The organism is Jatrophihabitans sp. YIM 134969, assembly GCF_054456675.1.
The window spans coordinates 19,155-42,731 of the sequence record NZ_JBTJEQ010000029.1 but is presented as its reverse complement, the minus strand read 5'-3'; the positions used below and the strand labels follow the sequence as shown (position 1 = coordinate 42,731).

The 23,577-nt window shown below is 72.7% G+C and carries 28 protein-coding genes; 14 read left to right on the top strand and 14 right to left on the bottom strand.

Going from position 1 to position 23,577, the window contains the following annotated elements; all coding sequences use genetic code 11:
- Positions 1 to 35 precede the first annotated feature (35 nt).
- Positions 36 to 533, bottom strand: a complete 498-nt coding sequence (locus ACXR2U_RS15535; protein WP_458825969.1) for an Lrp/AsnC family transcriptional regulator — start codon at positions 531 to 533, stop codon at positions 36 to 38.
- Positions 534 to 619: 86 nt separating this feature from the next.
- Between ACXR2U_RS15535 and ald the strand changes: the two genes are divergently transcribed.
- The 3 genes from ald to ACXR2U_RS15520 all read left to right on the top strand — a co-directional run bounded on the left by ald (position 620) and on the right by ACXR2U_RS15520 (position 3,826).
- A complete protein-coding gene (gene ald / locus ACXR2U_RS15530; protein WP_458825968.1) occupies positions 620 to 1,735 on the top strand; it encodes an alanine dehydrogenase in 1,116 nt (371 codons plus the stop codon).
- Between the two features lie 10 nt (positions 1,736 to 1,745).
- Positions 1,746 to 3,137 carry an NAD(P)/FAD-dependent oxidoreductase gene (locus ACXR2U_RS15525; RefSeq protein WP_458825967.1) on the top strand — a complete coding sequence of 464 codons (1,392 nt, stop codon included), beginning with the start codon at positions 1,746 to 1,748 and terminating at the stop codon, positions 3,135 to 3,137.
- A gap of 119 nt (positions 3,138 to 3,256) precedes the next feature.
- The gene (locus ACXR2U_RS15520; protein ID WP_458825966.1) at positions 3,257 to 3,826 is read left to right on the top strand and encodes a dihydrofolate reductase family protein; all 570 of its coding nucleotides are present in this window, start codon (positions 3,257 to 3,259) and stop codon (positions 3,824 to 3,826) included.
- Position 3,827: 1 nt separating this feature from the next.
- On the opposite strand, the gene ACXR2U_RS15515 is transcribed toward ACXR2U_RS15520, so the two are convergent.
- From ACXR2U_RS15515 to msrA, 3 genes are all read right to left on the bottom strand, one after another.
- The gene (locus ACXR2U_RS15515; RefSeq protein WP_458825965.1) at positions 3,828 to 4,610 is read right to left on the bottom strand and encodes a hypothetical protein; all 783 of its coding nucleotides are present in this window, start codon (positions 4,608 to 4,610) and stop codon (positions 3,828 to 3,830) included.
- Complete coding sequence (locus ACXR2U_RS15510; protein ID WP_458825964.1) at positions 4,607 to 5,113, bottom strand: RNA polymerase sigma factor; 507 nt, start codon at positions 5,111 to 5,113, stop codon at positions 4,607 to 4,609. The genes ACXR2U_RS15515 and ACXR2U_RS15510 overlap by 4 nt, the downstream gene beginning before the upstream one ends.
- Before the next feature lie 99 nt (positions 5,114 to 5,212).
- The gene (msrA, locus tag ACXR2U_RS15505; RefSeq protein WP_458825963.1) at positions 5,213 to 5,743 is read right to left on the bottom strand and encodes a peptide-methionine (S)-S-oxide reductase MsrA; all 531 of its coding nucleotides are present in this window, start codon (positions 5,741 to 5,743) and stop codon (positions 5,213 to 5,215) included.
- 97 nt (positions 5,744 to 5,840) lie between these two features.
- Here msrA and ACXR2U_RS15500 point away from each other — a divergent pair, with 97 nt between their 5' ends.
- From ACXR2U_RS15500 to ACXR2U_RS15465, 8 genes are all read left to right on the top strand, one after another.
- Positions 5,841 to 6,197 (top strand): hypothetical protein, encoded by a 357-nt coding sequence (locus ACXR2U_RS15500; RefSeq protein ID WP_458825962.1) that lies wholly within the window; start codon positions 5,841 to 5,843, stop codon positions 6,195 to 6,197.
- Between the two features lie 55 nt (positions 6,198 to 6,252).
- A complete protein-coding gene (locus ACXR2U_RS15495; RefSeq protein WP_458825961.1) occupies positions 6,253 to 7,407 on the top strand; it encodes an AI-2E family transporter in 1,155 nt (384 codons plus the stop codon).
- 9 nt (positions 7,408 to 7,416) lie between these two features.
- Complete coding sequence (locus ACXR2U_RS15490; RefSeq protein ID WP_458825960.1) at positions 7,417 to 8,451, top strand: aldo/keto reductase; 1,035 nt, start codon at positions 7,417 to 7,419, stop codon at positions 8,449 to 8,451.
- An 88-nt stretch (positions 8,452 to 8,539) separates the two neighbouring features.
- A complete protein-coding gene (locus ACXR2U_RS15485; protein WP_458825959.1) occupies positions 8,540 to 9,799 on the top strand; it encodes a PP2C family protein-serine/threonine phosphatase in 1,260 nt (419 codons plus the stop codon).
- The gene (locus ACXR2U_RS15480; RefSeq protein ID WP_458825958.1) at positions 9,780 to 10,154 is read left to right on the top strand and encodes an STAS domain-containing protein; all 375 of its coding nucleotides are present in this window, start codon (positions 9,780 to 9,782) and stop codon (positions 10,152 to 10,154) included. The genes ACXR2U_RS15485 and ACXR2U_RS15480 overlap by 20 nt, the downstream gene beginning before the upstream one ends.
- 24 nt (positions 10,155 to 10,178) lie before the next feature.
- Positions 10,179 to 10,928, top strand: a complete 750-nt coding sequence (locus ACXR2U_RS15475) for a HipA family kinase (protein ID WP_458825957.1) — start codon at positions 10,179 to 10,181, stop codon at positions 10,926 to 10,928.
- Between the two features lie 8 nt (positions 10,929 to 10,936).
- Positions 10,937 to 11,935 carry an NUDIX hydrolase N-terminal domain-containing protein gene (locus ACXR2U_RS15470; RefSeq protein ID WP_458825956.1) on the top strand — a complete coding sequence of 333 codons (999 nt, stop codon included), beginning with the start codon at positions 10,937 to 10,939 and terminating at the stop codon, positions 11,933 to 11,935.
- Positions 11,935 to 12,696, top strand: a complete 762-nt coding sequence (locus ACXR2U_RS15465; RefSeq protein WP_458825955.1) for an MBL fold metallo-hydrolase — start codon at positions 11,935 to 11,937, stop codon at positions 12,694 to 12,696. Before ACXR2U_RS15470 ends, ACXR2U_RS15465 begins: the two co-directional genes overlap by 1 nt.
- A gap of 3 nt (positions 12,697 to 12,699) precedes the next feature.
- On the opposite strand, the gene ACXR2U_RS15460 is transcribed toward ACXR2U_RS15465, so the two are convergent.
- Entirely contained in the window at positions 12,700 to 13,563 is an 864-nt protein-coding gene (locus tag ACXR2U_RS15460) for an oxidoreductase (protein WP_458825954.1), read from the bottom strand.
- Between the two features lie 100 nt (positions 13,564 to 13,663).
- On the opposite strand from ACXR2U_RS15460, the gene ACXR2U_RS15455 reads away from it, so the two are divergent.
- Both ACXR2U_RS15455 and ACXR2U_RS15450 read left to right on the top strand, forming a co-directional pair.
- Positions 13,664 to 14,506: a helix-turn-helix transcriptional regulator gene (locus ACXR2U_RS15455; RefSeq protein ID WP_458825953.1), complete on the top strand. Its 843-nt coding sequence runs from the start codon at positions 13,664 to 13,666 to the stop codon at positions 14,504 to 14,506.
- Between the two features lie 10 nt (positions 14,507 to 14,516).
- On the top strand, positions 14,517 to 15,161 hold the full coding sequence (locus ACXR2U_RS15450; RefSeq protein WP_458825952.1) for a class I SAM-dependent DNA methyltransferase: 645 nt from the start codon (positions 14,517 to 14,519) through the stop codon (positions 15,159 to 15,161).
- A 22-nt stretch (positions 15,162 to 15,183) separates the two neighbouring features.
- On the opposite strand, the gene ACXR2U_RS15445 is transcribed toward ACXR2U_RS15450, so the two are convergent.
- The 5 genes from ACXR2U_RS15445 to ACXR2U_RS15425 form a co-directional block, all read right to left on the bottom strand.
- The gene (locus tag ACXR2U_RS15445; protein WP_458825951.1) at positions 15,184 to 15,855 is read right to left on the bottom strand and encodes a 4a-hydroxytetrahydrobiopterin dehydratase; all 672 of its coding nucleotides are present in this window, start codon (positions 15,853 to 15,855) and stop codon (positions 15,184 to 15,186) included.
- 70 nt (positions 15,856 to 15,925) lie between these two features.
- Positions 15,926 to 16,846 (bottom strand): glutathione S-transferase family protein, encoded by a 921-nt coding sequence (locus ACXR2U_RS15440; protein ID WP_458825989.1) that lies wholly within the window; start codon positions 16,844 to 16,846, stop codon positions 15,926 to 15,928.
- A 111-nt stretch (positions 16,847 to 16,957) separates the two neighbouring features.
- The gene (locus ACXR2U_RS15435; protein ID WP_458825950.1) at positions 16,958 to 17,449 is read right to left on the bottom strand and encodes a MarR family winged helix-turn-helix transcriptional regulator; all 492 of its coding nucleotides are present in this window, start codon (positions 17,447 to 17,449) and stop codon (positions 16,958 to 16,960) included.
- 57 nt (positions 17,450 to 17,506) lie between these two features.
- Entirely contained in the window at positions 17,507 to 18,604 is a 1,098-nt protein-coding gene (gene rlmN / locus ACXR2U_RS15430; RefSeq protein WP_458825949.1) for a 23S rRNA (adenine(2503)-C(2))-methyltransferase RlmN, read from the bottom strand.
- Positions 18,601 to 19,191, bottom strand: a complete 591-nt coding sequence (locus ACXR2U_RS15425; protein ID WP_458825948.1) for a DUF1684 domain-containing protein — start codon at positions 19,189 to 19,191, stop codon at positions 18,601 to 18,603. Before ACXR2U_RS15425 ends, rlmN begins: the two co-directional genes overlap by 4 nt.
- 42 nt (positions 19,192 to 19,233) lie before the next feature.
- On the opposite strand from ACXR2U_RS15425, the gene ACXR2U_RS15420 reads away from it, so the two are divergent.
- Positions 19,234 to 19,758 (top strand): GNAT family N-acetyltransferase, encoded by a 525-nt coding sequence (locus ACXR2U_RS15420; RefSeq protein WP_458825947.1) that lies wholly within the window; start codon positions 19,234 to 19,236, stop codon positions 19,756 to 19,758.
- On the opposite strand, the gene ACXR2U_RS15415 is transcribed toward ACXR2U_RS15420, so the two are convergent.
- The 4 genes from ACXR2U_RS15415 to tsf all read right to left on the bottom strand — a co-directional run bounded on the left by ACXR2U_RS15415 (position 19,751) and on the right by tsf (position 23,571).
- The gene (locus ACXR2U_RS15415; protein WP_458825946.1) at positions 19,751 to 21,271 is read right to left on the bottom strand and encodes a phosphatidate cytidylyltransferase; all 1,521 of its coding nucleotides are present in this window, start codon (positions 21,269 to 21,271) and stop codon (positions 19,751 to 19,753) included. The genes ACXR2U_RS15420 and ACXR2U_RS15415 overlap by 8 nt on opposite strands.
- Complete coding sequence (frr, locus tag ACXR2U_RS15410) at positions 21,271 to 21,828, bottom strand: ribosome recycling factor (protein ID WP_458825945.1); 558 nt, start codon at positions 21,826 to 21,828, stop codon at positions 21,271 to 21,273. Before frr ends, ACXR2U_RS15415 begins: the two co-directional genes overlap by 1 nt.
- A gap of 56 nt (positions 21,829 to 21,884) precedes the next feature.
- Positions 21,885 to 22,610 carry a UMP kinase gene (gene pyrH / locus ACXR2U_RS15405; RefSeq protein ID WP_458825944.1) on the bottom strand — a complete coding sequence of 242 codons (726 nt, stop codon included), beginning with the start codon at positions 22,608 to 22,610 and terminating at the stop codon, positions 21,885 to 21,887.
- A 103-nt stretch (positions 22,611 to 22,713) separates the two neighbouring features.
- Positions 22,714 to 23,571: a translation elongation factor Ts gene (gene tsf / locus ACXR2U_RS15400; RefSeq protein ID WP_458825943.1), complete on the bottom strand. Its 858-nt coding sequence runs from the start codon at positions 23,569 to 23,571 to the stop codon at positions 22,714 to 22,716.
- Between the last annotated feature and the right edge of the window lie 6 nt (positions 23,572 to 23,577).

The following is a 23,577-nucleotide window of genomic DNA, read 5'->3' as shown; positions in this document are numbered from 1 at the left end:
GGACGGACCCTAGCAGCGGAAGGCTTTTCGGGCCGTCAACGGTGCAGACCGCTCCGGATGTGTTGGAAGACCAGGTTGGTCTCGGTGAGCGCCACGTCGGGATGACCTGAGAGGAAGACCCCGACGAACTCCCGCAGGTCGTCGGTGTCGCGGGCGGCGACGTGCACGAGGAAGTCGTCGGCGCCGGCGAGGAAGAAGACGTCGAGCACCTCCGGTGCCGCCGCGAGTTGCTCGGCGAACGTGGCGATCTGCGCCCGTGCGTGGGCCTGGACGCGGACCGCGACGACGGCTTGGAGCGGTCGCCCGATCGCAACCGGGTCGACGTCGGCGTGGAAGCCGCGGATCACCCCGGCCTCGCGCAGGGCGCGCACCCGTCCCAGACAGGTCGAGGGCGCCACCCCGACGGCCGCCGCGAGGGCGTTGTTCGGCATCCGCGCGTCACGGGCGAGGTGTTCGAGGATGGCCCGGTCGACGCGGTCGAGCGTGGCGCTCCGCACGGCGTTCGGTGCAACCGTTGCCGACGGCACCGTCACAGAATCATCGTCGCTCACGGCGCCTCCTCGCAGAATCTTGTTCAGACTACTGGTGCGCCACCGCGCACAGCTTCAGACTGACCGCCATGAAGGTGGGCATCCCGAGCGAGGTCAAGAACAACGAGTTCCGGGTGGCGATCACCCCGGCCGGCGTGCACGAGCTGACGCGCCACGGGCACGAGGTGTTCGTGCAGCGCGACGCCGGGGTCGGCTCGTCGATCCCGAACGACGACTACGTCGGTGCCGGCGCGAAGATCGTCGACACCGCGGACGACGTGTGGGCCATCGGCGACCTGATCCTCAAGGTCAAGGAACCGATCGCCTCGGAGTACCACCGGATGCGCGCGGACCAGGTGCTGTTCACCTACCTGCACCTCGCCGCCGACCGCGCGGGCACCGACGCCCTGCTGGCCTCCGGCACCACCGGCATCGCCTACGAGACGGTGCAGCTGGCCGACGGCACGCTGCCGCTGCTCGCGCCGATGAGCGAGGTCGCAGGACGGCTGGCCCCGCAGGTCGGCAGCTACCACCTCATGCGCCAGGGCGGCGGCCGCGGCGTGCTCATGGGCGGCGTCCCCGGCGTGCACGCGGCCAAGGTCGTGGTCATCGGCGCGGGCGTGTCCGGCCAGAACGCGGCGACCATCGCGCTCGGCATGCAGTCCGAGGTCGTCCTGCTCGACCGGAACATCGCCCGCCTGCGCGAGATGGACGCGATCTACCAGGGCCACTGCCAGACCGTCGCCTCGAACTCGCTCGAGCTGGAGAAGGCCGTGCTCGACGCCGACCTCGTGATCGGCGCGGTGCTCATCGCCGGGGCCAAGGCGCCCAAGCTGGTGAGCAACGAACTGGTCAGCCGGATGAAGCCCGGCTCGGTGCTGGTCGACATCTCGATCGACCAGGGCGGGTGCTTCGAGGACTCCCGGCCGACCACGCACGACGAGCCGACCTACCGCGTCCACGACTCGGTCTTCTACTGCGTCGCGAACATGCCCGGCGCGGTGCCCCACACCTCGACGTACGCCCTGACCAACGTCACGCTCCCCTACGCGGTGGAGCTCGCGAACCGGGGCTGGCGCGCGGCGTTGCAGGCCGATGCCCCGCTGGCCCTCGGCCTCAACACGCACGCCGGCGCGCTCACCAACCGCCCGGTGGCCGAGGCGCACGGGCTGCCGTCGGTCGAGCTGGCGGACGTCCTCGCCTGACCGCGTTCCGATGACCGGTGCAGACGGCAACGATCCGCGCGGGCTGTCGTTGTGGCTCGAGTCCAGCGGCGACGACCTGACCCCTCGCTCACCGCTGGCGGGATCGACGGCCGTCGACGTCGTGATCGTCGGCGCCGGGTTCACCGGCCTGTGGACGGCGTACCACCTGCTCGGCGACGACCCGTCGTTGCGCGTGCTGGTCGTCGAGGCCGAGACGGCGGGGTTCGGTGCGTCCGGCCGCAACGGCGGCTGGTGCTCGGCGCTGTATCCGGTCACACTCACCACCCTGGCCGCGCGCCACGGCCGTGAGGCCGCCGTCGCGCAGTACCGCGCGATGGTCGAGAACCTCGACGCCATCGAGCAGATCCTGCTCACCGAGGGCATCGCGTGCGACTGGGTCCGTGGCGGCACCGTCGACCTCGCCCGGGGTGACGCCCAGCTCGAACGGGCCCGGGCGGCGGTCGAGGAGGCGCGGACGTTCGGGTTCGGCCCCGACCGGCTGACCCTGCTGTCGGCGGCCAAGGCGTCGGCGCGGGTGCATACGACCCGCACGCTGGGCGCCACGTACACCCCGGACTGCGCGACCGTCCACCCCGGCAAGCTCGTGCGCGGCCTGGCCCGGGCGGTCGAGCGCCGCGGTGGACGGATCGTCGAGGGCACCCGCGCGCTCGACGTCTCCCCCGGCCTGGTCCGCACCACCCACGGCGACGTCCGCGCCGCCTCGGTGCTGCTCGCCACCGAGGGGTTCACGCCGGCGCTGCCCGGACGGCGTCGCGACGTCGTGCCGGTGTACTCGCTCATGATCGCGACCGCGCCGCTGCCCGACGACCTCTGGCGCGCGGTCGGGCTCGCCGAGCGCGAGACGTTCACCGACTTCCGCCACCTCATCGTCTACGGCCAACGCACCGCCGACGGCCGCATCGCCTTCGGCGGGCGCGGTGCGCCCTACCACTTCGGGTCGAGGGTGCGGCCGTCGTTCGACCACGCCCCCGCCGTGTTCGAAGCGTTGCAGCGTGCACTGGTCGAGCTGTTCCCCGTGCTCGACGGTGTCGAGATCACCCACCGCTGGGGTGGACCCCTGGGCGTCACCCGCGACTGGTCGGCGTCGGTGCGGTGGTCACCCGTGACGGGGTTCGGTTCGGCCGGCGGGTACGTCGGTGACGGTGTCTCGACCACCCACCTCGCCGGCCGCACCCTCGCCTCGCTGGTGCTGGGTCAGGACACCGCGCTCACGCGGTTGCCGTGGGTCGGGCACGCCTCACCGCGCTGGGAGCCCGAACCACTGCGCTACGTCGGCGCCCGCGTGCTGGCCGGCGGCGTGGCGGCCGCCGACGCCGCCGAGGCCCGCGGCCGTCGCGCCGGCGCCGTGCCCGCCCTGCTCGACCGCCTCCTCCGCCACTGACGCGCCACGATGTGCCCGCTGGCAGGCACATCGGTCCACGATGTGCCCGCTACCGGGCACATCGGCCGACGATGTGCCCGCTACCGGGCACATCGGTTCCCACGGCAGGATGACGCGCCATGGGTCGCCTCGTGTACTCCGCACTCTGCTCGCTCGACGGCTTCACCACCGACCGCGACGGTGACTTCGGCTGGGCCGAACCGGACGCCGAGGTGCACGCGTTCGTCAACGACAGGGAGCGACGGATCGGGACGTACCTTTATGGCCGGCGGATGTACGAGACGATGCGGGTCTGGCAGGACGACGTCACGACGTGGGAGCCCTCGCCGTCGCCGGAGGTGGTCGAGTACGCCGAGGTCTGGCGCGACGCCGACAAGGCGGTCTTCTCGACGACGCTGCCCGAGTCCGAGGTGACGACACCCCGCACCACCCTGTACCGCACGCTGGACGTCGACGCGGTGAGCGCGATGAAGGAACTCTCCGACGTGGACCTCAGCGCCGGTGGGCCCACGTTCGCCGCGCACCTGCTGCGCGCCGGGCTCGTCGACGAGATCGCGCTGTACCTCGCACCGGTGGTGGTCGGCGGCGGGCTGGCGGTGCTGCCCGACGACGTCCGCCTCGACCTCACCTTGCGCGAGGAACGCAGCTTCGGCAACGGCACGGTGTTCCTGCGCTACGACGTCGGCTGACTCACCGGTCGATCCGCACCGACGCCAGCATCCGGTCGACGGCCGCCAGGTCGGCGTCCACGTCGCCGGGGCCGATGCACGCGGTCATCGTCAGCACGGTGCCCTTCCCGGTCGAGATGGCGGCAAGCACGCCCCGGACCGCCGCGGTGGGCCGGCACTCGTCCGGCAGAGCGGTCTTGTCGACCTTGGCCTCGAAGCCGGCGAGCACGACCGGGGTCCCGCTGTAGCGATCGAGCGGCTGTGGCGAGAGCACGACGTCGTCGGTCCAGTCGACGAACACCCCGCCGTCGCCGAGGAACGGTTCCGGCGGGTGGCAGGAGACGGACGGCCCGGACCCGCCCGCGGTCCCGGTCGTGCACACCGGCGGGAAGGGCGCCGAGCTGAGGTAGGCGACGGCGGACGACATCGTGGACGGCGCGCCCGTCGGGCGGCTCGTCCACTCCGTGGAGTACTCGAACGACACGCCCCGCCCGGAGAAGGTGGTCCAGGGGACGGCGGCGACCGAACCCGACGGCGTGAACGGCGGGGAGCTCGGGCCGGTCACGCCGGGCGCGTCGCGCAGCACCTCGGTGCCGACGACGGCCCCGCCCACCACCACGACCACGGCCGCGGCGGCGGCCGCCCACCACGCGTGGTGCCGACGACGCGGCGCGGCCCCGGCGGCGCGCACGGTCAGGTCCGTGCGGACGATGACGTCGATGTTGCGCTGTGCAACGGTGTCGTCGTACGCGACGGGGGCGGGCACGGGGTCGGCGGCGCGTAGCCGCTCCAGCACATCGGTCACGACGTCCCCTCCGGAACAACGGTCGCCTGGGGTTCGGGGTCGAGCAGGGCGGCGAGCCGCCGCCGGGCGCGCAGCAGCCGGACCCGGACGGTCGCAGCCGGCACGCCCAGCACCTGCGCCGCCTCGGCCGGGGTGAGTTCCTCCCACGCGACGAGCGTGAGCAGTTCCCGGTCGTCGGGCGAGAGTCGCGTGAGCGCGGCCACGACGTCGAGCACGGCGTCGGGTGCCTCCCGCACCACGCCGGGGCTCGGCAGCGCAGCGGTCACCCGCTCCCGCCGGGCCCCGCTGCGCGCGGCGTGCTGGACGTGGTGGTGGGCGGCGGCGAGCAGCCACAGCCGGTCGAGACGGTCGACCTCGTGCCGCCGTCGCCAGGCGGTGGTGAAGACCTCGGCCACAACGTCGTCGACCTCGTGACCGGGCACCCGGCGGCGGGCGTAGCGCAGGACGTCGCCGTGGTGGGCGCGGTAGAGCGCCGCGAACCACGTCTCGTCCCGGTCCCCCACGCCCCTACGTTCCCGCACCCGACGAGGGCGTTACACCCGGAAAGCGGAACGGCCCGCCGTCCGGAGAGGGACGACGGGCCGTGCGGTGGTGCGGTGCGGTCAGCTGGCCGCGGTCTCGCGGCGCGGGAGCTTCCAGTCCGCGCGGGGGAAGTGGCAGGTGTAGCCGTTCGGGTAGCGCTCCAGGTAGTCCTGGTGCTCCGGCTCGGCCTCCCAGAACGCGCCGGCGGGCTCGATCGTGGTCACGACCTTGCCGGGCCAGATGCCGGAGGCGTCGACGTCGGCGATGGTCTCCTCGGCGACCCGACGCTGCTCGTCGGACTGCGGGAAGATCGCCGACCGGTAGCTGTCACCGATGTCGTTGCCCTGGCGGTTCTTCGTGGTCGGGTCGTGGATCTGGAAGAACCACTCGAGCTGGTCGCGGTACGAGGTCACCGTGGGGTCGAAGACGATCTCGATGGCCTCGGCGTGGCCGCGGTGGTTGCGGTAGGTCGCGTTGGCGACCTGGCCGCCGGTGTAGCCGACCCGGGTCGAGACGACGCCCGGCCGGCGACGGATGAGGTCCTGCATCCCCCAGAAGCAACCGCCGGCGAGGACGGCGGTCTCGGTGGTCTCGGTGGTCTGACTGGTCACGTGGGCCTCCAAGGAGCCTGTTGGTGATACGTCCTCTGCAACGATCCCGCGGGTCCGGGTGTTCCGGGAAGGGTCGTCGGTGGGCACACCGACGCCCATGGCGACGTACACCGTCAACCCCGCCGGCGTGGCGCACACGAAGCGGCTGATCGAGAGCCGCCAGTACGTGCTGGACAGCGAGTGGGGCGACGTCCAGCCCTCGGCCGCCGACGAGACGGCGTACGTGCACGCGCACGGCTGGGACGACTACGCCGGCTGGTTCCTCGGGCTCACCGAGGGCGCGAACGAGGAGACCAAGGCGCGCTACGCGTTCGTGTGCGGCGACCTGCGCCGCGTGCACCGTTCCGGGCTCATCGCGTGCGTCTACCGCGCCTCGCAGTGGCGGCACAAGGCCGTCGAACTCGCCGCCCACGACCTGCTGCAGGAACTCGACCGCCGAGCCGGGATCGGCTGACCGTGACCCGCGTGGCACGCGGGTGCGGCCCCGACGGCTCGGGCAGGGTGGGGTGATGAACGAGCCCGCGCGGCCCGACCGCACCCAGCTCATCGGCCAGGGCATCGCCCGGGCCGCGACGTGGAGCGCCCGCGGGGTGTTGATCGCGCTCGGCCTGGTCGTCCTGGGGCTCGTGGTGAAGTACGCCTGGGTGGTCCTGCTGCCGGTGCTGCTGGCCGTCATCCTCGCGACCGTCCTCGCGCCGCCCGCGGCGTTCCTGCGCCGGCACGGCTGGCCGCCGGCGCTGGCCTCGGGCGTGGTGGTCGTCGTGGGTCTGGCCGTGCTGCTCGGGGCCCTCGCGGTCGTGACGCCGTCGGTCGTCGACCAGGCCGTGCAGTTCGGGTCCAGCGCCGCGGGCGGTCTGCAGAAGATCGAGGACTGGCTGACCGGGCCGCCGCTCAACCTCGACGAGAGCCAGATCAGCACCGCTGTCGACGCGATCACCCAACGCATCCAGGACAACGCCTCCACCATCGCGAGCGGGGTGCTCTCCGGCGTCAGCGCGGTGACCTCGGTGCTGGTGACGCTGCTGCTGGTCCTCGTGCTGGTGTTCTTCTTCGTGAAGGACGGCCGTCGGTTCCTGCCGTGGCTCGACCGCAGCCTGGGCGACCGCGTGGGCTCCCACCTCGACGTCCTGCTGACGCGGTGCTGGAAGTCGGTGGGCGGGTTCATCCGGGTGCAGGCCCTGGTCAGCCTGGTCGACGCCGTCTGCATCGGCCTGGGGGTCTTCATCGTCGGCGTCCCGCTCGCCCTGCCCATCGCGGTGCTGACGTTCCTCGGCGGGTTCATCCCGATCGTCGGCGCCGTCGTCGTCGGCTCGCTGGCGATCCTCATCGCCTTGGTGTCCGGTGGACTGGTCAAGGCCCTGATCGTGCTCGCGATCGTGCTGGCGGTGCAGCAGCTGGAGGGCAACGTGCTGCAGCCGGTCCTGCAGTCGCGCAGCCTCAAGCTGCACCCGGCGGTGATCCTGCTGGCCGTCACCGGTGGGGGGTCGGTGTTCGGCATCATCGGGGCCTTCCTCGCGGTCCCGGTCGTGGCGGTCGTGGCCGAGGTCGTGCGTTACCTCGGCGAACTGCTGGACGCCCGCAGCGCCGGCCCGCCCGCGGTCGACGGCGAGGTCCCGGACGACGACAGCGGACCGGATCCCGAGCCGACCCCCACAACGGGGTAAGCCCTCGGCATGGAGTTCCGAACCCTCGGGCGCAGTGGCTGCGCCGTGTCCACGCTCTGCCTCGGCACGATGACCTTCGGGTCGGAGACCGACGAGCAGGGATCCTTCGACCAGCTCGACGCCTTCACGGCCGCCGGCGGCACCTTCGTCGACACCGCCGACGTCTACTCGGCCGGTGTCTCGGAGGAGATCATCGGCCGGTGGTTCGCCTCGCGCCCGGCCGACGTCACCGAACCCGTCGTCCTCGCCACCAAGGGCCGGTTCCCGCTGGACGAGCACCCCAACGGGGCCGGGTTGTCGGCGCGGCACCTGACCCGCGCCCTCGACGCCTCGCTCACCCGCCTGGGCCGCGACCATGTCGACCTCTACCAGTGCCACGCCTGGGACGCGTACACCCCGGTCGAGGAGACCCTCCGCACGCTGGACGGCTTCGTGCGCGCCGGCAAGATCCGCTACTACGGCTTCTCCAACTTCCTCGGGTGGCAACTCACCAAGGCCGTGCACGTCGCGCGCGAGCTCGGCCTCGCGGCGCCGGTCTCGTTGCAGCCGCAGTACAACCTGCTGGTGCGCGGCATCGAGTTCGAGATCGTCGACGCCGCGCAGGACGCGGGCCTCGGGCTGCTGCCGTGGTCGCCGCTCGGCGGCGGCTGGCTGTCCGGCAAGTACCGCCGCGACCAGCGTCCGACGGGCGCGACCCGCCTGGGTGAGGACCCGGAGCGCGGCATGGAGGCGTACGGCCCCCGCGCCCAGCAAGAGGTCACCTGGGACGTCATCGCCGCGGTGCAGCAGATCGCCGAGGCCCGCGGCGTCTCGATGGCCGAGGTCGCGCTGGCCTGGGTCACCGACCGTCCGGGCGTGACGTCGACGATCCTCGGCGCCCGCACCACCGAGCAGCTCGCGACGAACCTCGCCGCGGCCGACCTGCACCTCACCGCCGAGGAGACGGCCACCCTCGACGAGGTCAGCGACCCGCACATGCCCGACTACCCGTACGGGCCGATGGGCATCGAGCAGCGCGACCGCAAGCTCGCCGGCGGCCGCTGACGGGGGATCTTCCGGTCGACGGGGTGATAGCGGACGAACCCGGCACATTCGGTGCGCCGTTGTGAAGCTGAGGTGAGACAGTGCGGTCATGACCGCGTTGCTGGCCCCCGCAGCCGAGGCGGTCGAGCGCGCCCGCATGGACGCCGTGCACCGTTACGACGTCCTGGACTCCCCGCCCGACCGGGCCTTCGACCGCATCACCGCGTTGGCCGCGCGGCTGTTCGAGGTGCCGGTCTCGCTCGTCAGCATCGTCGACACCGACCGGATCTGGCTGAAGTCGACCTACGGGCTGCCGGGCGTCGCCGAGATCCCGCGGACGCCCGGCCTGTGCGCCTCGGTGGTGCTGCAGGACGACCCGTGGGTGGTCACCGACGCCGAACACGACCCGCGCACCCGCACCAACCCGCTGGTGAGCGGGGAGTTCGGTCTGCGGTTCTACCTCGGGATCCCGCTGCGCACCCACGACGGGCACAACCTCGGCTCGCTGTCGGTGATCGACACCAGCCCCCGCGACGTCACCCCTGACGAGGTCGACACCATGGTCGACCTCGCCCAGGTGGTGGTCGACGAACTCGAACTGCGGCTGGCCGCACACCGGAACATCGCGTTGCAGACCACGTTGCGCGAGGCCGCCGAGGAGCAGGCGACGATCCTGCAGGAGGCCCTGCTCCCGCCGTCGCTGCCGCGCGTCGACGGTCTGGAGATCGCGTCGCGGTACCGGGCGGAGGAGGGCCGGGTCGGTGGGGACTTCTACGACGTCGTCCCGACCCCGCGCGGGGCGGCCGTCATGGTCGGCGACGTGTGTGGCAAGGGCGCGCGGGCGGCGTCGTTCACCGCCACCGCCCGGTGGTCGCTGCGCACCCTGCTGCAGGACTCCTCCCGCCCGGCCGACACCCTGGGCCGGCTCAACACGGTGCTGACGCGCAGCACCTCGGCGTCGGACCACTACTGCACGGTCGCCCTCGGCGTGGTCAGCACCCGCGGTGACGGCTTCGACCTTCGCGCCTCCCTCGGCGGCCACCCGCCGCTGCTGGTGCTGCGCCGTGACGGCCGGGTCGACCGACTCGGGGTGCCCGGCCCGATCGTCGGGTGGCTGCCGGGCGGCGGCTACACCGACAGCATCACCCGGCTGCAACCCGGCGAGACCGTCGTCCTGTACACCGACGGCCTGCTCGACGCCGTGTGCGGCCGGGGCGCGAGCTCCGACGAGCCCCTCGTCACCCTGCTCGGTCGGCTGGCCGGCCGCACGGCGGAACAGATCGCCGGTGCGCTGGACCTGGCCGCCCAGCGCGGAGGCGTGACCGACGACGTCGCGATCGTGGTGCTGCGTGCCGTCGACCGCGGGTGACCCCGTCACCGACGCCCGGACGGGAGCGGTCATGGCCGACGACCCCCGCGTGACGATCGTGGACGACGGCCGCGTGCGCACCGTGCGCTTCACCGTCGCGGGTGACCTCGACCTGGTCGCGGAGCGCGCCCTGGTCGACGACGTCGTCGACGTCGTGCGCGACACCCGCCCCGACCGGCTCGTCCTGGACCTGACCGGGGTGCCGTTCCTGGACTCGTCCGGGCTGCGGGGGCTGTTGCGCTGCGCCCGGGCGGCGGAGGACCACGGGGTGCTGCTGACCCTCGACGTCGTACCGGGGCCGGTGACCATGCTGCTCGACACCGCGGGCGTCCGGAACTGGTTCGGGTACGAGTGACGGGGTCTCCGTAGGCTTCGCCTCGTGCTCCCACGCGTCGACGTCGTCCGCTACGTGACGCCGCTGCGGGAGGGCGGATCGCTGCCGGGGCTCATGGAGGCCGACGACCTCGGCACCTACGTCGTGAAGTTCCGCGGCGCCGGGCAGGGCCTGCCGGTGCTGGTCGCCGAGGTCATCGCCGCGGGACTCGCCCGGGCGCTCGAGCTGCCGGTGCCGGACCTCGTGGTCGCCGCGCTCGACGCCGGGTTCGCCGCCGGCGAGCCCGACGAGGAGGTCCAGGACCTGCTGCGGGCGAGCGCCGGCGACAACCTCGGCGTCGACTTCCTGCCCGGAGCGCTCGACGCCGACCGGATCGCGGTGGAACGCGGCGCCGACCCCGCTTTCGCCGGGCGGGTGCTGTGGTTCGACGCCTACGTCAACAACGTCGACCGCACCTGGCGCAACCCGAACATGCTCTGGTGGGGCGGACAGCTGTGGCTCATCGACCACGGCGCGTCACTGACGTTCCACCACAACTGGTCAGGCGCCGACGCCGCGGTGCACCGCGCCTACCGCACCGACGGTCACGTCATGCTGGACCGGCACCCCGATCTCGCCGCGGCCGACGCGTTCTCCCTCCCCCGGCTGTCCGACGACGTCCTCACCGCCGTCGTCGCCGACGTCCCCGACGACTGGCTCGCGGTGGAGGACCTGGCACCCTCCGCGGTCCGCGAGCGCTACGTCGCCTGGCTCGCCGCGCGGCGCGACGCCCACGCCGACTGGGTGCCGGCGTGACTGGGTCCGTGCGCCGCGAACCGTACGAGTACGCGCTGTTGCGGGTGGTGCCGCGGGTCGACCGCGGTGAGTCGCTCAACGCCGGCGTGGTGCTCTACAGCCGGGCCCACGACTTCCTCGCCGTCGCGACCTGCGACGATCCGGTCCGGTGGCGGATGCTCGACCCGTCGCTCGACGTGGACGCCGTCCGCGACGCCCTGGCCTCGGCGGCCGAGGGGCCGGCCCCCGACGGCATCGGCGCCCGCTTCCGGTGGCTCACCGCGCCACGCAGCACGGTGGTGCAGCCCGGTCCGATCCACACCGGCATGACGGCCGACCCGGCCGCCGAACTCGAACGGCTGCGGCTGGCACTGTTGCCGGCTGCAACAGTGGCGCCGGAGCCCGCCGAGCAGGTGCGGCAGGCCGCGATCCGTGTGTCGTCGCTCGCCCGCGACGGTCTCGCCTACACGACCAACGACTTCGACCGCGACCGGTGGGTGCAACTGGAGGCCGTCGCCGCGGGGCTGTTCGGACTGCTGGCCGACCGTCCCGCCGCCGACTTCGCGCTGCCCCTGGACGCCGACTTCGGCTACGTCACCCCGAAGGTCGAGATCCGCGGCGGGATCGTCGACGACCACGACCGGTTGCTCATGATGCGCGAACGTCTCGACGGCCGTTGGTCGCTGCCCGGTGGTTTCGCCGACCCCCTGGACACCCCGTCGCTCGCCGTGGTGCGCGAGGTGCGCGAGGAGACCGGTTACGAGGCGGAGGCGGTCAAGCTCGTCGGGTGCTGGGACCGCGACACCCAGGGCCACACCCCGAAGTTCCCCATCGCCATGTGGAAGTTGTTCTTCCTGTGCCGCCTCACCGGCGGTTACGCGCCGCCCAGCGAGCTCGAGACCCTCGACGTCGGCTGGTTCGGCCTCGACGAACTGCCGGAGCTGTCGACCGGACGGGTGCTCCCCCACGAACTCGCCCGGATCGTCGCGCACGCCCACGACCCGTCCCTGCCCACGGAGTTCGACTGATGTCGGCGTTGCTGGGCGTCACCGAGGTCGCGGACGACGTGTGGTTCGCCCGCGGCCGCGACGTCAACTGGACCCTGCTCGTCGAGGGCTCGGCGGTCACGCTGGTCGACGCCGGATATCCCGGGTACGCCGGCGCCGTCCGCGAATCCCTCGACGCCGTCGGACGTTCCTGGGGTGACGTGGCCGCGGTCCTCGTCACCCACGGCCACGTCGACCACGTCGGCGCCCTCCCGGCCCTGTTGCAGGACGCGGAGGTCCCCGTGTACGCGGGGCCCGGCGAGCTGGCGAACCTGCACGGCGAGCGGCACGAGTCGGCCGGGGTCGGCGACGTCGTGAAGCACCTGGCCGGGCACGGCGTGCTGCCGTGGGCGCTGCGGATCTCGCGAGCGGGCGGCAGCGCGAAGACCACGGTGCGGTCCGCGACGTCCTACACGACGGTCACGGCGTGGGACGACGCCCTGGACGTCCCCGGCCGCCCGGTCCCGGTGCCGACCCCGGGCCACACCAGCGGTCACACCGCCTACCTGATCCCGTCGGCCGGAGCCGTGGTCACCGGCGACACGCTGTGCACCGGCCACGCCCTCTCCCGGGTCGAGGGACCGCAGCTGCTCCCGCCGTGGTTCGACCACGACCGGGCCGGCGTCGTCGACCAACTGGACACCCTCGCCGCCCTGGACGCCGACATCGTCCTGCCGGGTCACGGACCGGTGCTGGGTGCAACGCTCGCGGCGGCTGCGGATGCGGCACGCCTGACGGCGTAGGCGTCAGGACGCGTCGAGCCACGCGACGTCGGCAGCGGACAGGACCGTCCCGGCCGCGGCGACGTTCTCGCGCAGGTGCGCCACTGACGACGTGCCCGGGATGAGCAGGATGTTCGGTGCACGCTGCAACAACCACGCCAGCGCCACCGCGCGGACTCCCGTCCCCAGCCGGTCGGCCACCTCGGTGAGCCGCGCGGACTGCAGCGGGCTCCAGCCTCCGAGCGGGAAGAACGGCACGTAGGCGATCCCGTCGGCCGCCAGCGCGTCCACGAGGTCGTCGTCGACCCGGTACGCCAGGTTGTAGAGGTTCTGGACGGCGACGACCGGCGCGATCGCTCGCATCTCGGCCACCTGCTCGGGCGTCGCGTTGCTGATGCCGAGGTGGCGGATCAGCCCAGCCTGGTGCAACAGCGCGAGCGTGGTCGCCGCCTCCTCGACCGACCCCGGCACCGGACCGAGCGGACCACCGGCACGCAGGTACACCAGGTCGAGGACGTCGAGCCCGAGCACGTCGAGATCGCGGTGCACGGCGGCCCGGATCTGGCCGGGTTCCCGCGCGACCGGCCAGCCGCCCTCCGGGTCACGGTGCGCCCCGACCTTGGTGACCACGTGCAGGCCGTGGGGGTAGGGGTGCAGGGCTTCGCGGATCAGCCGGTTGACCACCTCGGGCCCGTACGCCCCGCTGGTGTCGACGTGGGTGACGCCGAGGTCGACCGCGGTACGCAGGACCCGTACCGCCTCGGCGGGGTCGGCGGGCGGGCCCATGACGTTCGGGCCGGCGAGCTGCATGGCGCCGTAGCCGACGCGGGAGAGCTCGAGGTCGGGGGCGAGGGCGAGGGAACCGCCGGGCGGCGTCTTCTGGGTCATCGGTCCAGCGTGGCGACGCCGCGTCCGAGGTCGGTGGCCCGCTTTCCCCTGGGAGTGGCAGGACCACCCGGCCGACCGGGCGGCTGGCTACCGTCGGAGCGTGCGTGACGACAACCGCCTCGGCGAGTACCTGCGGGCCCGCCGCGAGCTGGTCCGACCCGAGGACGTCGGACTGGTGCCCGGAGGCACGCGCCGCGTGGCCGGGCTGCGCCGCGAGGAGGTCGCGATGCTCGCGGGGATCAGCGCGGACTACTACCTGCGACTCGAGCAGGGGCGTGACCACCACCCGTCCGTGCCGGTGGTCGAGTCGCTGGCGCGCGTGCTGCTACTCGACGACGACGCCGCGGCCCACCTGCTCGGCCTGGCGGTGCCGGCCGGCCGCCGCCCGCGTCCGGCGCGACCCGACGTCGTCCCGGCGAGCCTGCGCGCGCTCGTCGACACCCTCGACCTGCCGGCGTTCGTCGAGAACCGCTACACCGACGTGCTGGTCGCGAACTCGCTGGCGACGGCGGTCTCGGCCACGCTGCGGGCCGGGGCGAACCGCGTGCGCAGCATGTTCCTCGACCCGGGCGAGTGGGTGCTGTGCCCGCGGTACGAGCAGGCCATGGCCTCGATGGTCGCGGGCCTGCGCCAGGCCGTCGGCACCGACACCGACGACCCCCGCCTCGTGGAACTGGTCCGCGACCTGTCCGCGGCCAGCGCGCGGTTCGCGGAGCTCTGGGCGCGGCACGACGTCGCCGTCCGCGAGTGCGGCGAGACCGCGATGCAGCACCCGCAGGTCGGCGAGCTGGTCGTCTACAAGGAGCGGCTGGAGGTCGGCGGCCTGACCCTCGTCATCCACCACCCCGTGCCCGGCACCGGCAGTGCCGAGAAGCTCGCCCTGCTGGCGTCACTCACCGCGACCGGCACCGAGCGCACCGCCGCTGTCGGAGGCGCGCTCTAACGTCCGGGCGGTGACCGACACCCCGTCCGACCTCGAGGCGGTCCGCCGCTCCTACGACGCCGTGGCCGACAACTACGTCGCGATGGGCATGGGCGACCTGCGGCCTGAGCCCTGGTTGCGGGCCGCGCTGGACGCGTTCGCCGAACAGGTGCGGGACGTCGGGCCCGTGCTCGACGCGGGCTGCGGACCCGGGCAGGTGTCGGCGTACCTCCGCGCGGCCGGGGTCGAGGTGACCGGGATCGACCTGTCGCCGCGGATGGTCGAGCACGCCCGCCGCCGGTACCCGGACATCGCGTTCGAGGCGGTCTCGGTGACCGACGTGCAGCCGGAACCGGGCTCGCTGGGTGGCGTGCTCGGCTGGTGGTCGTGGTTCAACCTGCCCCGTGAGGTCCTGCCGCAGGTGGTCGCGACGATGGCGGCGGCGCTCCGGCCGGGTGGGCAGCTGATGATCGGCACCCACCGCGGCGCAGGCGACGTCGAGCGCACCAGTGGTTACGGCGACGTCCCGGTCCGTTGGACCACGCACCTGTACGAGCCCGGCGACCTCATCGCGATGCTCGGGGCGGCCGGACTCGAGCTCGTCGTCGACCTGCGCTTCCCACCCGTCTCGCCGTCGCCGCGTCCGCAACTGGTGGTCGTCGGCCGCCGCCCGTGACGTCCACGCGGCGCCGTCGGGTCTAGCGGCCGGACGGTGTGCAGATGCAGGAGCGGTTGCCGGCGGCGTCCTCGACGACCCGGTACGACGGCGCGTTCTCGGCACTGACCAGCCGCCCGCCGGCGTCGAGGACGGCCTGCAGGCGTCGCTCGGCGTCGTCGTGAGCGACCCAGACGTCGAGGTGCCACCGCTGTTGGAAGTCCTGCGCCGGCAGGGCCGAACCGGAATCGGACGCGTCCGGGTTCTGCCACCAGATCGTCGGCACCTGTCCGCTCGGATCGACCGGCTCGCCGCCCTGCACCGTCGATCCGAGCAGGGTCGCGTAGAACGGCGCGAGGTGGTCGTCGCGGGAGGTGTCCAGTCCCAACTCCACCTGGGTGAGCCCGGCCGGGTCGGCCGTCGCGCCGAGGTCGGCTGCCACGGTGGTGATCCTCGCGGCCAACTCGAGATCCCGTCCGGCGATCCCGCGCGCCTGCGGGGTCGAGAGCGCGAGGACGACGCTGCCCGGCGTCAGCGTGATCTCCGGGTGCGCGTCCGCCTCGGCCGCGAGCCGGCCGATCCGGTGGGTCAGCTCCACGCCCGCCGGCAGGTCGACGGTGGAGTACCGGGCCTTGAGCCGGTTCAGGATCTGCCGCCAGTCCGTGAGCCCGGCTTCTTGCACCTCGGTCGCGGACAGCTTCTCCAGCTCCGCCATGACGACCCTCCACCTCGTCGGACCACCTGATCGGGCGACGCCGGCCGGGGCGGCGCGGGCGTCGTCGGGGCTAGAGCTTCTCGCGACCGTGCGTGGTGTGCCAGACCGACGGGTCCGGGCCCTTCGGCACGATGCCGGTCGGGTTGATGTCGGTGTGCACGACGTAGTAGTGCTTCTTGATCTGGTCGAAGTCGACGGTGTCGCCGAAGCCGGGCGTCTGGAACAGGTCCCGGGCGTAGCCCCACAGCGCCGGCATCTCGGTCAGCTTGTTGCGGTTGCACTTGAAGTGGCCGTGGTAGACGGCGTCGAAGCGAGCCAGGGTCGTGAACAGCCGCACGTCGGCCTCGGTGATCGCGTCGCCCATGAGGTACCGGCGGTCGGTGAGCCGCTCCTCGAGCCAGTCCATCGCGACCCACAGCCGGTCGTAGGCCGCCTCGTACGCCTCCTGGGAGCCGGCGAAACCGCAGCGGTAGACACCGTTGTTGACCTCGGTGAAGACCCGCTTCATCACCGACTCCATCTCGTCGCGGACGTCGTCCGGCCAGAGGTCGGGTGCGTCCGGACGGTGGTGGTCGCGCCACTCGAAGAAGAAGTCGTGGGTGATCGACGGGAAGTCGTTGGTGACGACGGCCTTGCTCGGGACGTCGACCACCGCGGGCACGGTGATGCCCTTCCCGTAGTCCGGGTACCGCGCGAAGTACGCCTGCTGCAGCCGTTCGTAGCCGAGCACGGGGTCGACGGCGCCGGGGTCGAGGTCGAACGTCCAGCTGCTCGCGTCGTGGGTCGGTCCGGCCAGCCCCATCGAGATGACGTCCCCGAGGCCGAGCAGCTCCCGCACGATGATGGCGCGGTTGGCCCACGGGCACGCCCGCGCGGCAACGAGGCGGTAACGACCGGGCTCGACCGGCCAGGTGGGGGTGTCGAGCGGACCCTCGTGCGGGTCGGCGGACGCGCCCTCGCGCGCGGTGATGCGGTCGGTGATGTAGGTCATGTCCCGCTCGAAGGCCTTGCCCTTCTCGGTGAAGGTCGGCCCCTTCGCGGAGTCGGTGGGCTTCTCGTCGACGTCGGGCACGACACCGTCATGCCCGCGCGCGGTGAGGCGTTACCCGTGAACCGGCTGCGTCACGGCGAGGTCGGCCGGCAACTGCGTCATGGCGCCCAGCACCCGGCGGGTCGTCGCGACGGCGTCGGCGTCGCCCACGGCCACCGCGAGCGCGGCGTCCGAGCGCCGGGCACACTCGTCGGTCAGCGCAGCGACCTCGCGTCCGCGGTCGGTGAGCCCCAACGTGATCCGCCGGCGGTCGTCGGGCACCGCGACGCGTTCCACGTACCCGCGCAGGACGAGGGTGTCGACCAGCTGACTGAACGCCTGCTTGGTGACGCCCAGCGCCCGCGGCAGCTCCGACATCGACAGCGAACCGCGCGCCGTGGCCCCGACGACGTAGGCGCCGTTGCGCGGCAGGTCGTCGAAGCCCGCCTCGGCCAGCGCCCGTCTGACGACCTCGCCGTACGAGCGCCACGCCGCCCGCAACAGGGCGGAGGTGGCGACCTCCTCCCACCAGGGGGTCGTCGCGGTCTGCTCGTCGTGGGGCATGCCACCAGCATGACCGTCAAGGAACTGGACGGTCAACGAACTTGACGAACCTCGAACTCAGCCGCTGGCGGCGAGCTGCCCGCAGGCGCCGTCGATCTCCCGGCCGCGGGTGTCGCGCACGGTGCAGGACACCCCGGCCGCCTTGACGCGACGGACGAACTCCCGCTCCACCGGCTTCGGGGAGGCGTCCCACTCGCTGCCGGGAGTCGGGTTGAGCGGGATGAGGTTGACGTGCGCGAGCCGGCCCGCCAGCAGGTCGCCCAGCAGGTCGGCGCGCCACGGCTGGTCGTTGACGTCGCGGATCATCGCGTACTCGATGGAGTAACGACGCCCGGTGCGGGCGGCGTAACGGTCGGCCGCGGCGAGCACGTCGGTCAACGGGAACCGGTTGTTGACCGGGACCAGGGTGTCGCGCAGTGCGTCGTCCGGGGCGTGCAACGACACCGCGAGGGTGACCGGCAGGCCTTCGTCGGCGAGCTTGTCGATGGCCGGGGCGATCCCGACGGTCGAGACGGTCACCGAACGGGCCGACAGGCCGAGGCCGTCGGGCGCCGGGTCGATGAGCCGGTGCAGCGCGGCGACCACCCGGTTGTAGTTGGCCAGCGGCTCGCCCATGCCCATGAACACGACGTTCGAGAGGCGGACCGGTCCGCCCGGCAACTCGCCCGCGGCGGCCGAGGCCGCGGCCGCGACGACCTGGTCGACGATCTCGGCCGTGGACAGGTTGCGCTGCAGGCCGCCCTGGCCGGTGGCGCAGAACGGACACGCCATGCCGCAGCCGGCCTGCGAGGAGATGCAGACGGTGAGCCGGTCGGGGTAGCGCATGAGCACGCTCTCGACGAGCGTGCCGTCGAACAGCTTCCACAGGGTCTTGCGGGTGGTCTGCTCGTCGGTCTCGACGTGGCGCACCTCGGTGAGCAGCGGGGGCATCAGCGTGGTCGCGAGCTGCTCGCGCAGCCCCACCGGCAGGTCGGTCATGTCGGCGGGATCGCGGGTCAGACGGCCGAAGTACTGGCGGGCGACCTGGTCGGCCCGGAAGCCCGGCAGACCGAGGTCGGTGACGGCCTGCTTGCGGTCGGACGGGGCGAGGTCGGCGAGGTGGCGGGGCGGCTTGCCGCGGCGGGGGGCGTCGAAGACGAGCGGGAGCGTGGTCATGGCCCCTCCAGTGTCCTCTCCCCCGCCTCGACCGGCTGCTCGAGCCAGTTCTCGACCGGCGGGAGCGGGCACGCCCAGCGGGAGTCGTAGGCGCACGACGGGTTGTAGGCGTAGTCGAAGTCGAGTCGGACGGTGGTGCCGCCCGTCAGCGTGACGCCGCGGCCGAAGGTGCCCTTGACGGTGTCGGTGAGGTACCGGCCGCCGCCGTAGGTGGTCTGACCGCTGGTGGCGTCGCGGAACGGCAGGAACAGCCCGCCGCCGTAGGCCGCGATCCAGAACAACGTCAGCGCACCCCACGGGGTGTCGACCCGGCCGAGGCGTCGGTAGGTGACCACGCCGTCCTCACCGCCGGTGTCGACCTCGACCGTCGCCGTGGCCTCGGGGCCGTCGACGGGGTGCAGCGTGGCCTCGCACCGGTGGTCCGAGGCCGGGTAGTAGGGCAGGCCCTCGAACGACGACGGGTCGACCGGCGACTGCGGGTGGGTGGCGAACATGGCGTCGCGCCCGGCCCGGAACCCGGCCAGGTCGAGGTCGGACAGGTACAGCGCCGCCGTCCGCTGCCGCCAGTCGGCGAGGGTGAGGTCCACACCGCCAGTGTGGTCCGTGGGTCCGACAGCCAAGATGGTGGCGTGCAGTTCCGTGAAGCCGTCGACGCCGACGCCCCCGTCATCGCCGCCCTCGTCCACTCCGCCTACCGCGGCGACACCAGCCGGCAGGGGTGGACGTCCGAGGCCGACCTGCTCGACGGCGACCGCATCTTGGTGCAGGACGTCCGCGCGCTGATCGCCGAGCCGCAGGCCGTCGTCCTGCTGGGGCTCGACCCCGACGACTCGGTCCTGGCGTGCTGCGAACTGCGCGCCAGCCGTGACGGCGTCGCGTACTTCGGCATGTTCGCGGTGCAGCCGGGCCGGACGGGTGGCGGTGTCGGCCGCACCGTGATGGCCGAGGCCGAGCGGTACGCCGTCGAGCGGTGGGGTGTGACGACGATGGAGATGTCGGTGATCGCGCAGCGGACCGACCTGACCGCCTGGTACGAGCGCATGGGCTACGCGCGCACCGGCGAGACCAAGCCGTTCCCGTACGGCGACCCGCGTTTCGGCGCACCGCGCCGCGACGACCTCTACTTCGAGGTGCTCGCGAAGGACCTCAGGTGAACAGCTGGAGCAGCAGGTAGGCGACGGCGGCACACGGCAGCAACGAGTCGAGGCGGTCCATCAGCCCGCCGTGCCCGGGCAGCAGCCGGCCCATGTCCTTGACGCCGAGGTCGCGCTTGAGCATGGACTCGCCGAGGTCGCCGAGGGTCGCGGCGATCATCACCGCGACACCCAGGAGCAGACCCTTCCACCAGTCCTCGTGGAACGTCAGGGTCATGAACAGCACGCCCGCGACCCCGCACGCGAGCAGCGACCCGGCGCTGCCCTCCCAGGTCTTGCCCTTCGAGACCCCCGGTGCGAGCGGGTGTTTCCCGAACAGCACGCCGACCGCGTAGCCGCCGGTGTCGGAACAGACCACGAGCGCGACGAACGTGACGACCCGCGCGGCGCCGTCGCCCGGCACCGACAGCAGCACCGCGAACGCGGCGAGCACCGGCAGGTAGGTGAGGATGAAGACGGCGCTCGCGACGTCGCGCAGGTAGCCCGCGGCGCCTTCCCCCAGCCGCCAGATGACGATCGCGGTGGCGGTCAGCAGGGTCGCGACCACCAGGCCGTTCGGGCCGCTGCGGTAGGTCGTGTAGGCGATGGCCGCGCCGCCCAGCACGAGCGGGACCAGCGGCGGCCGGGCCTCGACGGTCGCGATCGCGGTCCGCAGTTCGTAGCAGCCGTAGACCACGGCGAGGATCACGACGACGACGAAGCTCGGCTTGTAGAGGAACAGGGTCAGCAGGACGACCGCGCCGAGGCCCACGCCCACGCCGATCGCCGCGGGGAGGTCGCGCCCGGCCCGTGAGGAGCGGGGGGCGTCGGGCGGCGCCTCCTCGGTCTGCGGCGAGCTCGCGAACGCCGGCACGGTCGGTGGTGCCGCCGCCTCGACCTCGGCCAGGGCCACCGCACCGTCCGCGGTGTCCGAGGTGTCTCGCACGCCTCCGGACGAGCGGGTGGTCACCTCGGGAGCGAGGGTGCGGCCGGTGCCGTCGGTCGGACCTGGACCCGTCCACCCGGCGGGCGGATCCTCGACGGGCTCGGCCTCGACCGTAGGCGCCTCGACAGCCGGCGCGTCGACAGCAGGCGCCTCGAAAACCGGCGTTTCGACGACCGGGGGGCCGGCGACCGGGGGGTCGGCGACCGGCGGCGTCTCGACCGGGGCCGCGGCCGAGGAGGTCGGGTCGGCCCAGGTCTGCTCGTCGGTCGGCGGCGGGTCGAGCGTGAGCGGCGGCGGGTCGAGGCGCAGCGGCGGGGCGTGGTCGACCGCGGGCTCGGTGTGGGCGAGCGTCTCCTCGACGGCGTCGTCGGCGACCAGGTGCAGGGTCGAGGTCGACACGTCGCCCGCGGCGGTGTGCGCCTCGAGCGGGTCCGGACCGAGGGGGACGTCGGCGAGGTCGGGGAAGCTGTGCCGCCCGGTCTCGGTGACCGACGCGAGGTCGATCTCGCCGGTCGCGAGTGCGCGCTCGTACTCGAGGACCGCTGCGGCGTCGTCCCCGTCGTCGTCAGGGTTGGAGTGGCGACCCATCAGATCTCGAGGAGTTCGGCTTCCTTGGCCTTCACCAGGTCGTCCACGGTGGTCGTGTAGCGGCTGGTGAGCTTGTCCAGCTCGGCCTCGGCGCGGCGGACGTCGTCCTCCCCCGCGTCGCCGTCCTTGACCAGCTTGTCGAGGGCGTCCTTGGCGTGGCGGCGGACCGAGCGGATCGAGACCTTGCCGTCCTCACCCTTGCCCCGCGCGACCTTCACCATGTCGCGGCGGCGTTCCTCGGTCAGCTGCGGGAACACGACGCGGATGACCGTGCCGTCGTTGGTGGGGTTGACACCGAGGTCGCTGTCGCGGATGGCCTTCTCGACGGCCTGCAGCTGGGTGGCGTCGTAGGGCTTGATGACGGCCATGCGGGCCTCGGCGATGTTCACCGACGCCAGCTGCGGGATCGGGGTGGGGGCGCCGTAGTAGTCGACGGACAGGCGGGCGAACGCGTTCGGGGTCGCGCGGCCGGTGCGGATGGAGGCCATGTCGGCGCGGGCGACGTCGACCGCCTTCTCCATCTTCTCCTCGGCTTCGAAGAGGGCCTCGTCGATCATCTCTCGCTCCCCGTCTGGTCGTCGCTCGTGCTCGTGGTGCGTGCGGTCGAAGGCGTTCAGGCCGTGACCAGCGTGCCGATCCTCTCACCGCGCAGGGCGCGCGTGATGTTGCCGGGCTGGAGTCCGAACACGGTGATCGGCATGTTGTTGTCGCGGCACAGGATGAACGCGGAGAAGTCGGCGACCTGCAGCCCGCGGGACACGACGTCCTCGTAGCTGATCGCGTCGATCTTCTTGGCGTCCGGGTTCTTGCGCGGGTCGGAGTCGTAGACGCCGTCGACGCCGCTCTTGCCCATGAACAACATCTGGCAGCCGATCTCCAGCGCGCGCTGGGCGGCGACGGTGTCGGTGGAGAAGTACGGCATGCCGGCGCCGGCGCCGAAGATGACGACGCGGCCCTTCTCCAGGTGCCGTTCGGCGCGGCGCGGGACGTACGGCTCGGCGACCTGGCCCATCGCGATGGCGGTCTGGACGCGGGTGGGGATGCCGGCCTTCTCGAGGAAGTCCTGCAGCGCCAGGCAGTTCATGACCGTGCCGAGCATGCCCATGTAGTCGGCGCGGTCGCGGTCCATGCCGCGCTGCTGCAGCTCGACGCCGCGGAAGAAGTTGCCGCCACCGACCACGATCGCGACCTGGGTGCCGCCGCGGACGGCCTCCGCGATCTCACCGGCGATGCCGGCGACGATGTCGGGATCGACGCCGACGGCGCCGCCGCCGAAGACCTCACCCGACAGCTTCAGCATCACGCGTCGGTAGGGACCCTCGGTGACGGTGGCGGCCATCGTGTTCTCCTCCGGAGCGCGGGCGGGAAGTTCGTTGCTGTGGGCAACGATCTCGCGATCGTTGCCCACAGCAACGGGGGTGGGCGTCACCGCCCGGGGTGGATCAGCCGACCTCGAAGTGCGCGAACCCGGTGACCAGCACGCCGGCTTCGTCGAGCAGGGCCTTGACGCTCTTCTTCGGGTCCTGCACCGAGGCCTGCTCGAGCAGCACGTTGTTCTTGTAGTAGCTGTTGACGGTGCCCTCGATGATCTTGGGCAGCGCCTGCTCCGGCTTGCCGTCCTCGCGGGCCTTGGCCTCGGCGACGCGCTTCTCGGTCTCGACCGTCTCGGCCGGGACGTCCTCGCGCTGCAGGTAGCCCGGACGCATCGCGGCGACCTGCATGGCGGCGCCGCGGGCGGCGGCCAGGGCCTGCTCGCCGTCACCGGCGAACTGCACGAGGACACCGACCTGCGCGGGGAGGTCCGCCGACTTCTTGTGCAGGTAGGTGGCGACGGTGCCCGAGAGCTTGACGGCCTTGGCCAGCACGAGCTTCTCGCCGATGACCGCGGCCAGGGCGTCGATGTTCTCCTGCACGGTGCGGCCGTCGGCGAGCGTCTCGTTCTTGAGCTTCTCGGCGAAGGCGGCCGGGTCGGCGGCACCGGCGGACGCCTCGTCGAGGCTCGATCCCGCGAGGTGGGCCACGATGTTGCCGGCCAGGGTCTGGAAGTCCTCGCCCTTGGCGACGAAGTCGGTCTCGCAGGCCAGCAGGATCATCGCGTTCTCGGCGGCGGCGACCAGGCCGTTCGCGGCCTCGCGGTCGCCCGCGCGCTTCGCGACCTTGGCCGCGCCCTTGACCCGCAGGACCTCGATCGCGGCGTCGAAGTCGCCGTCGGTCTCGTCGAGGGCCTTCTTGGCGTCCATCATCCCGGCGCCGGTGGCGTCCCGGAGCTTCTTCACGTCTGCGGCGGCGTAGTTCGCCATCTGTCG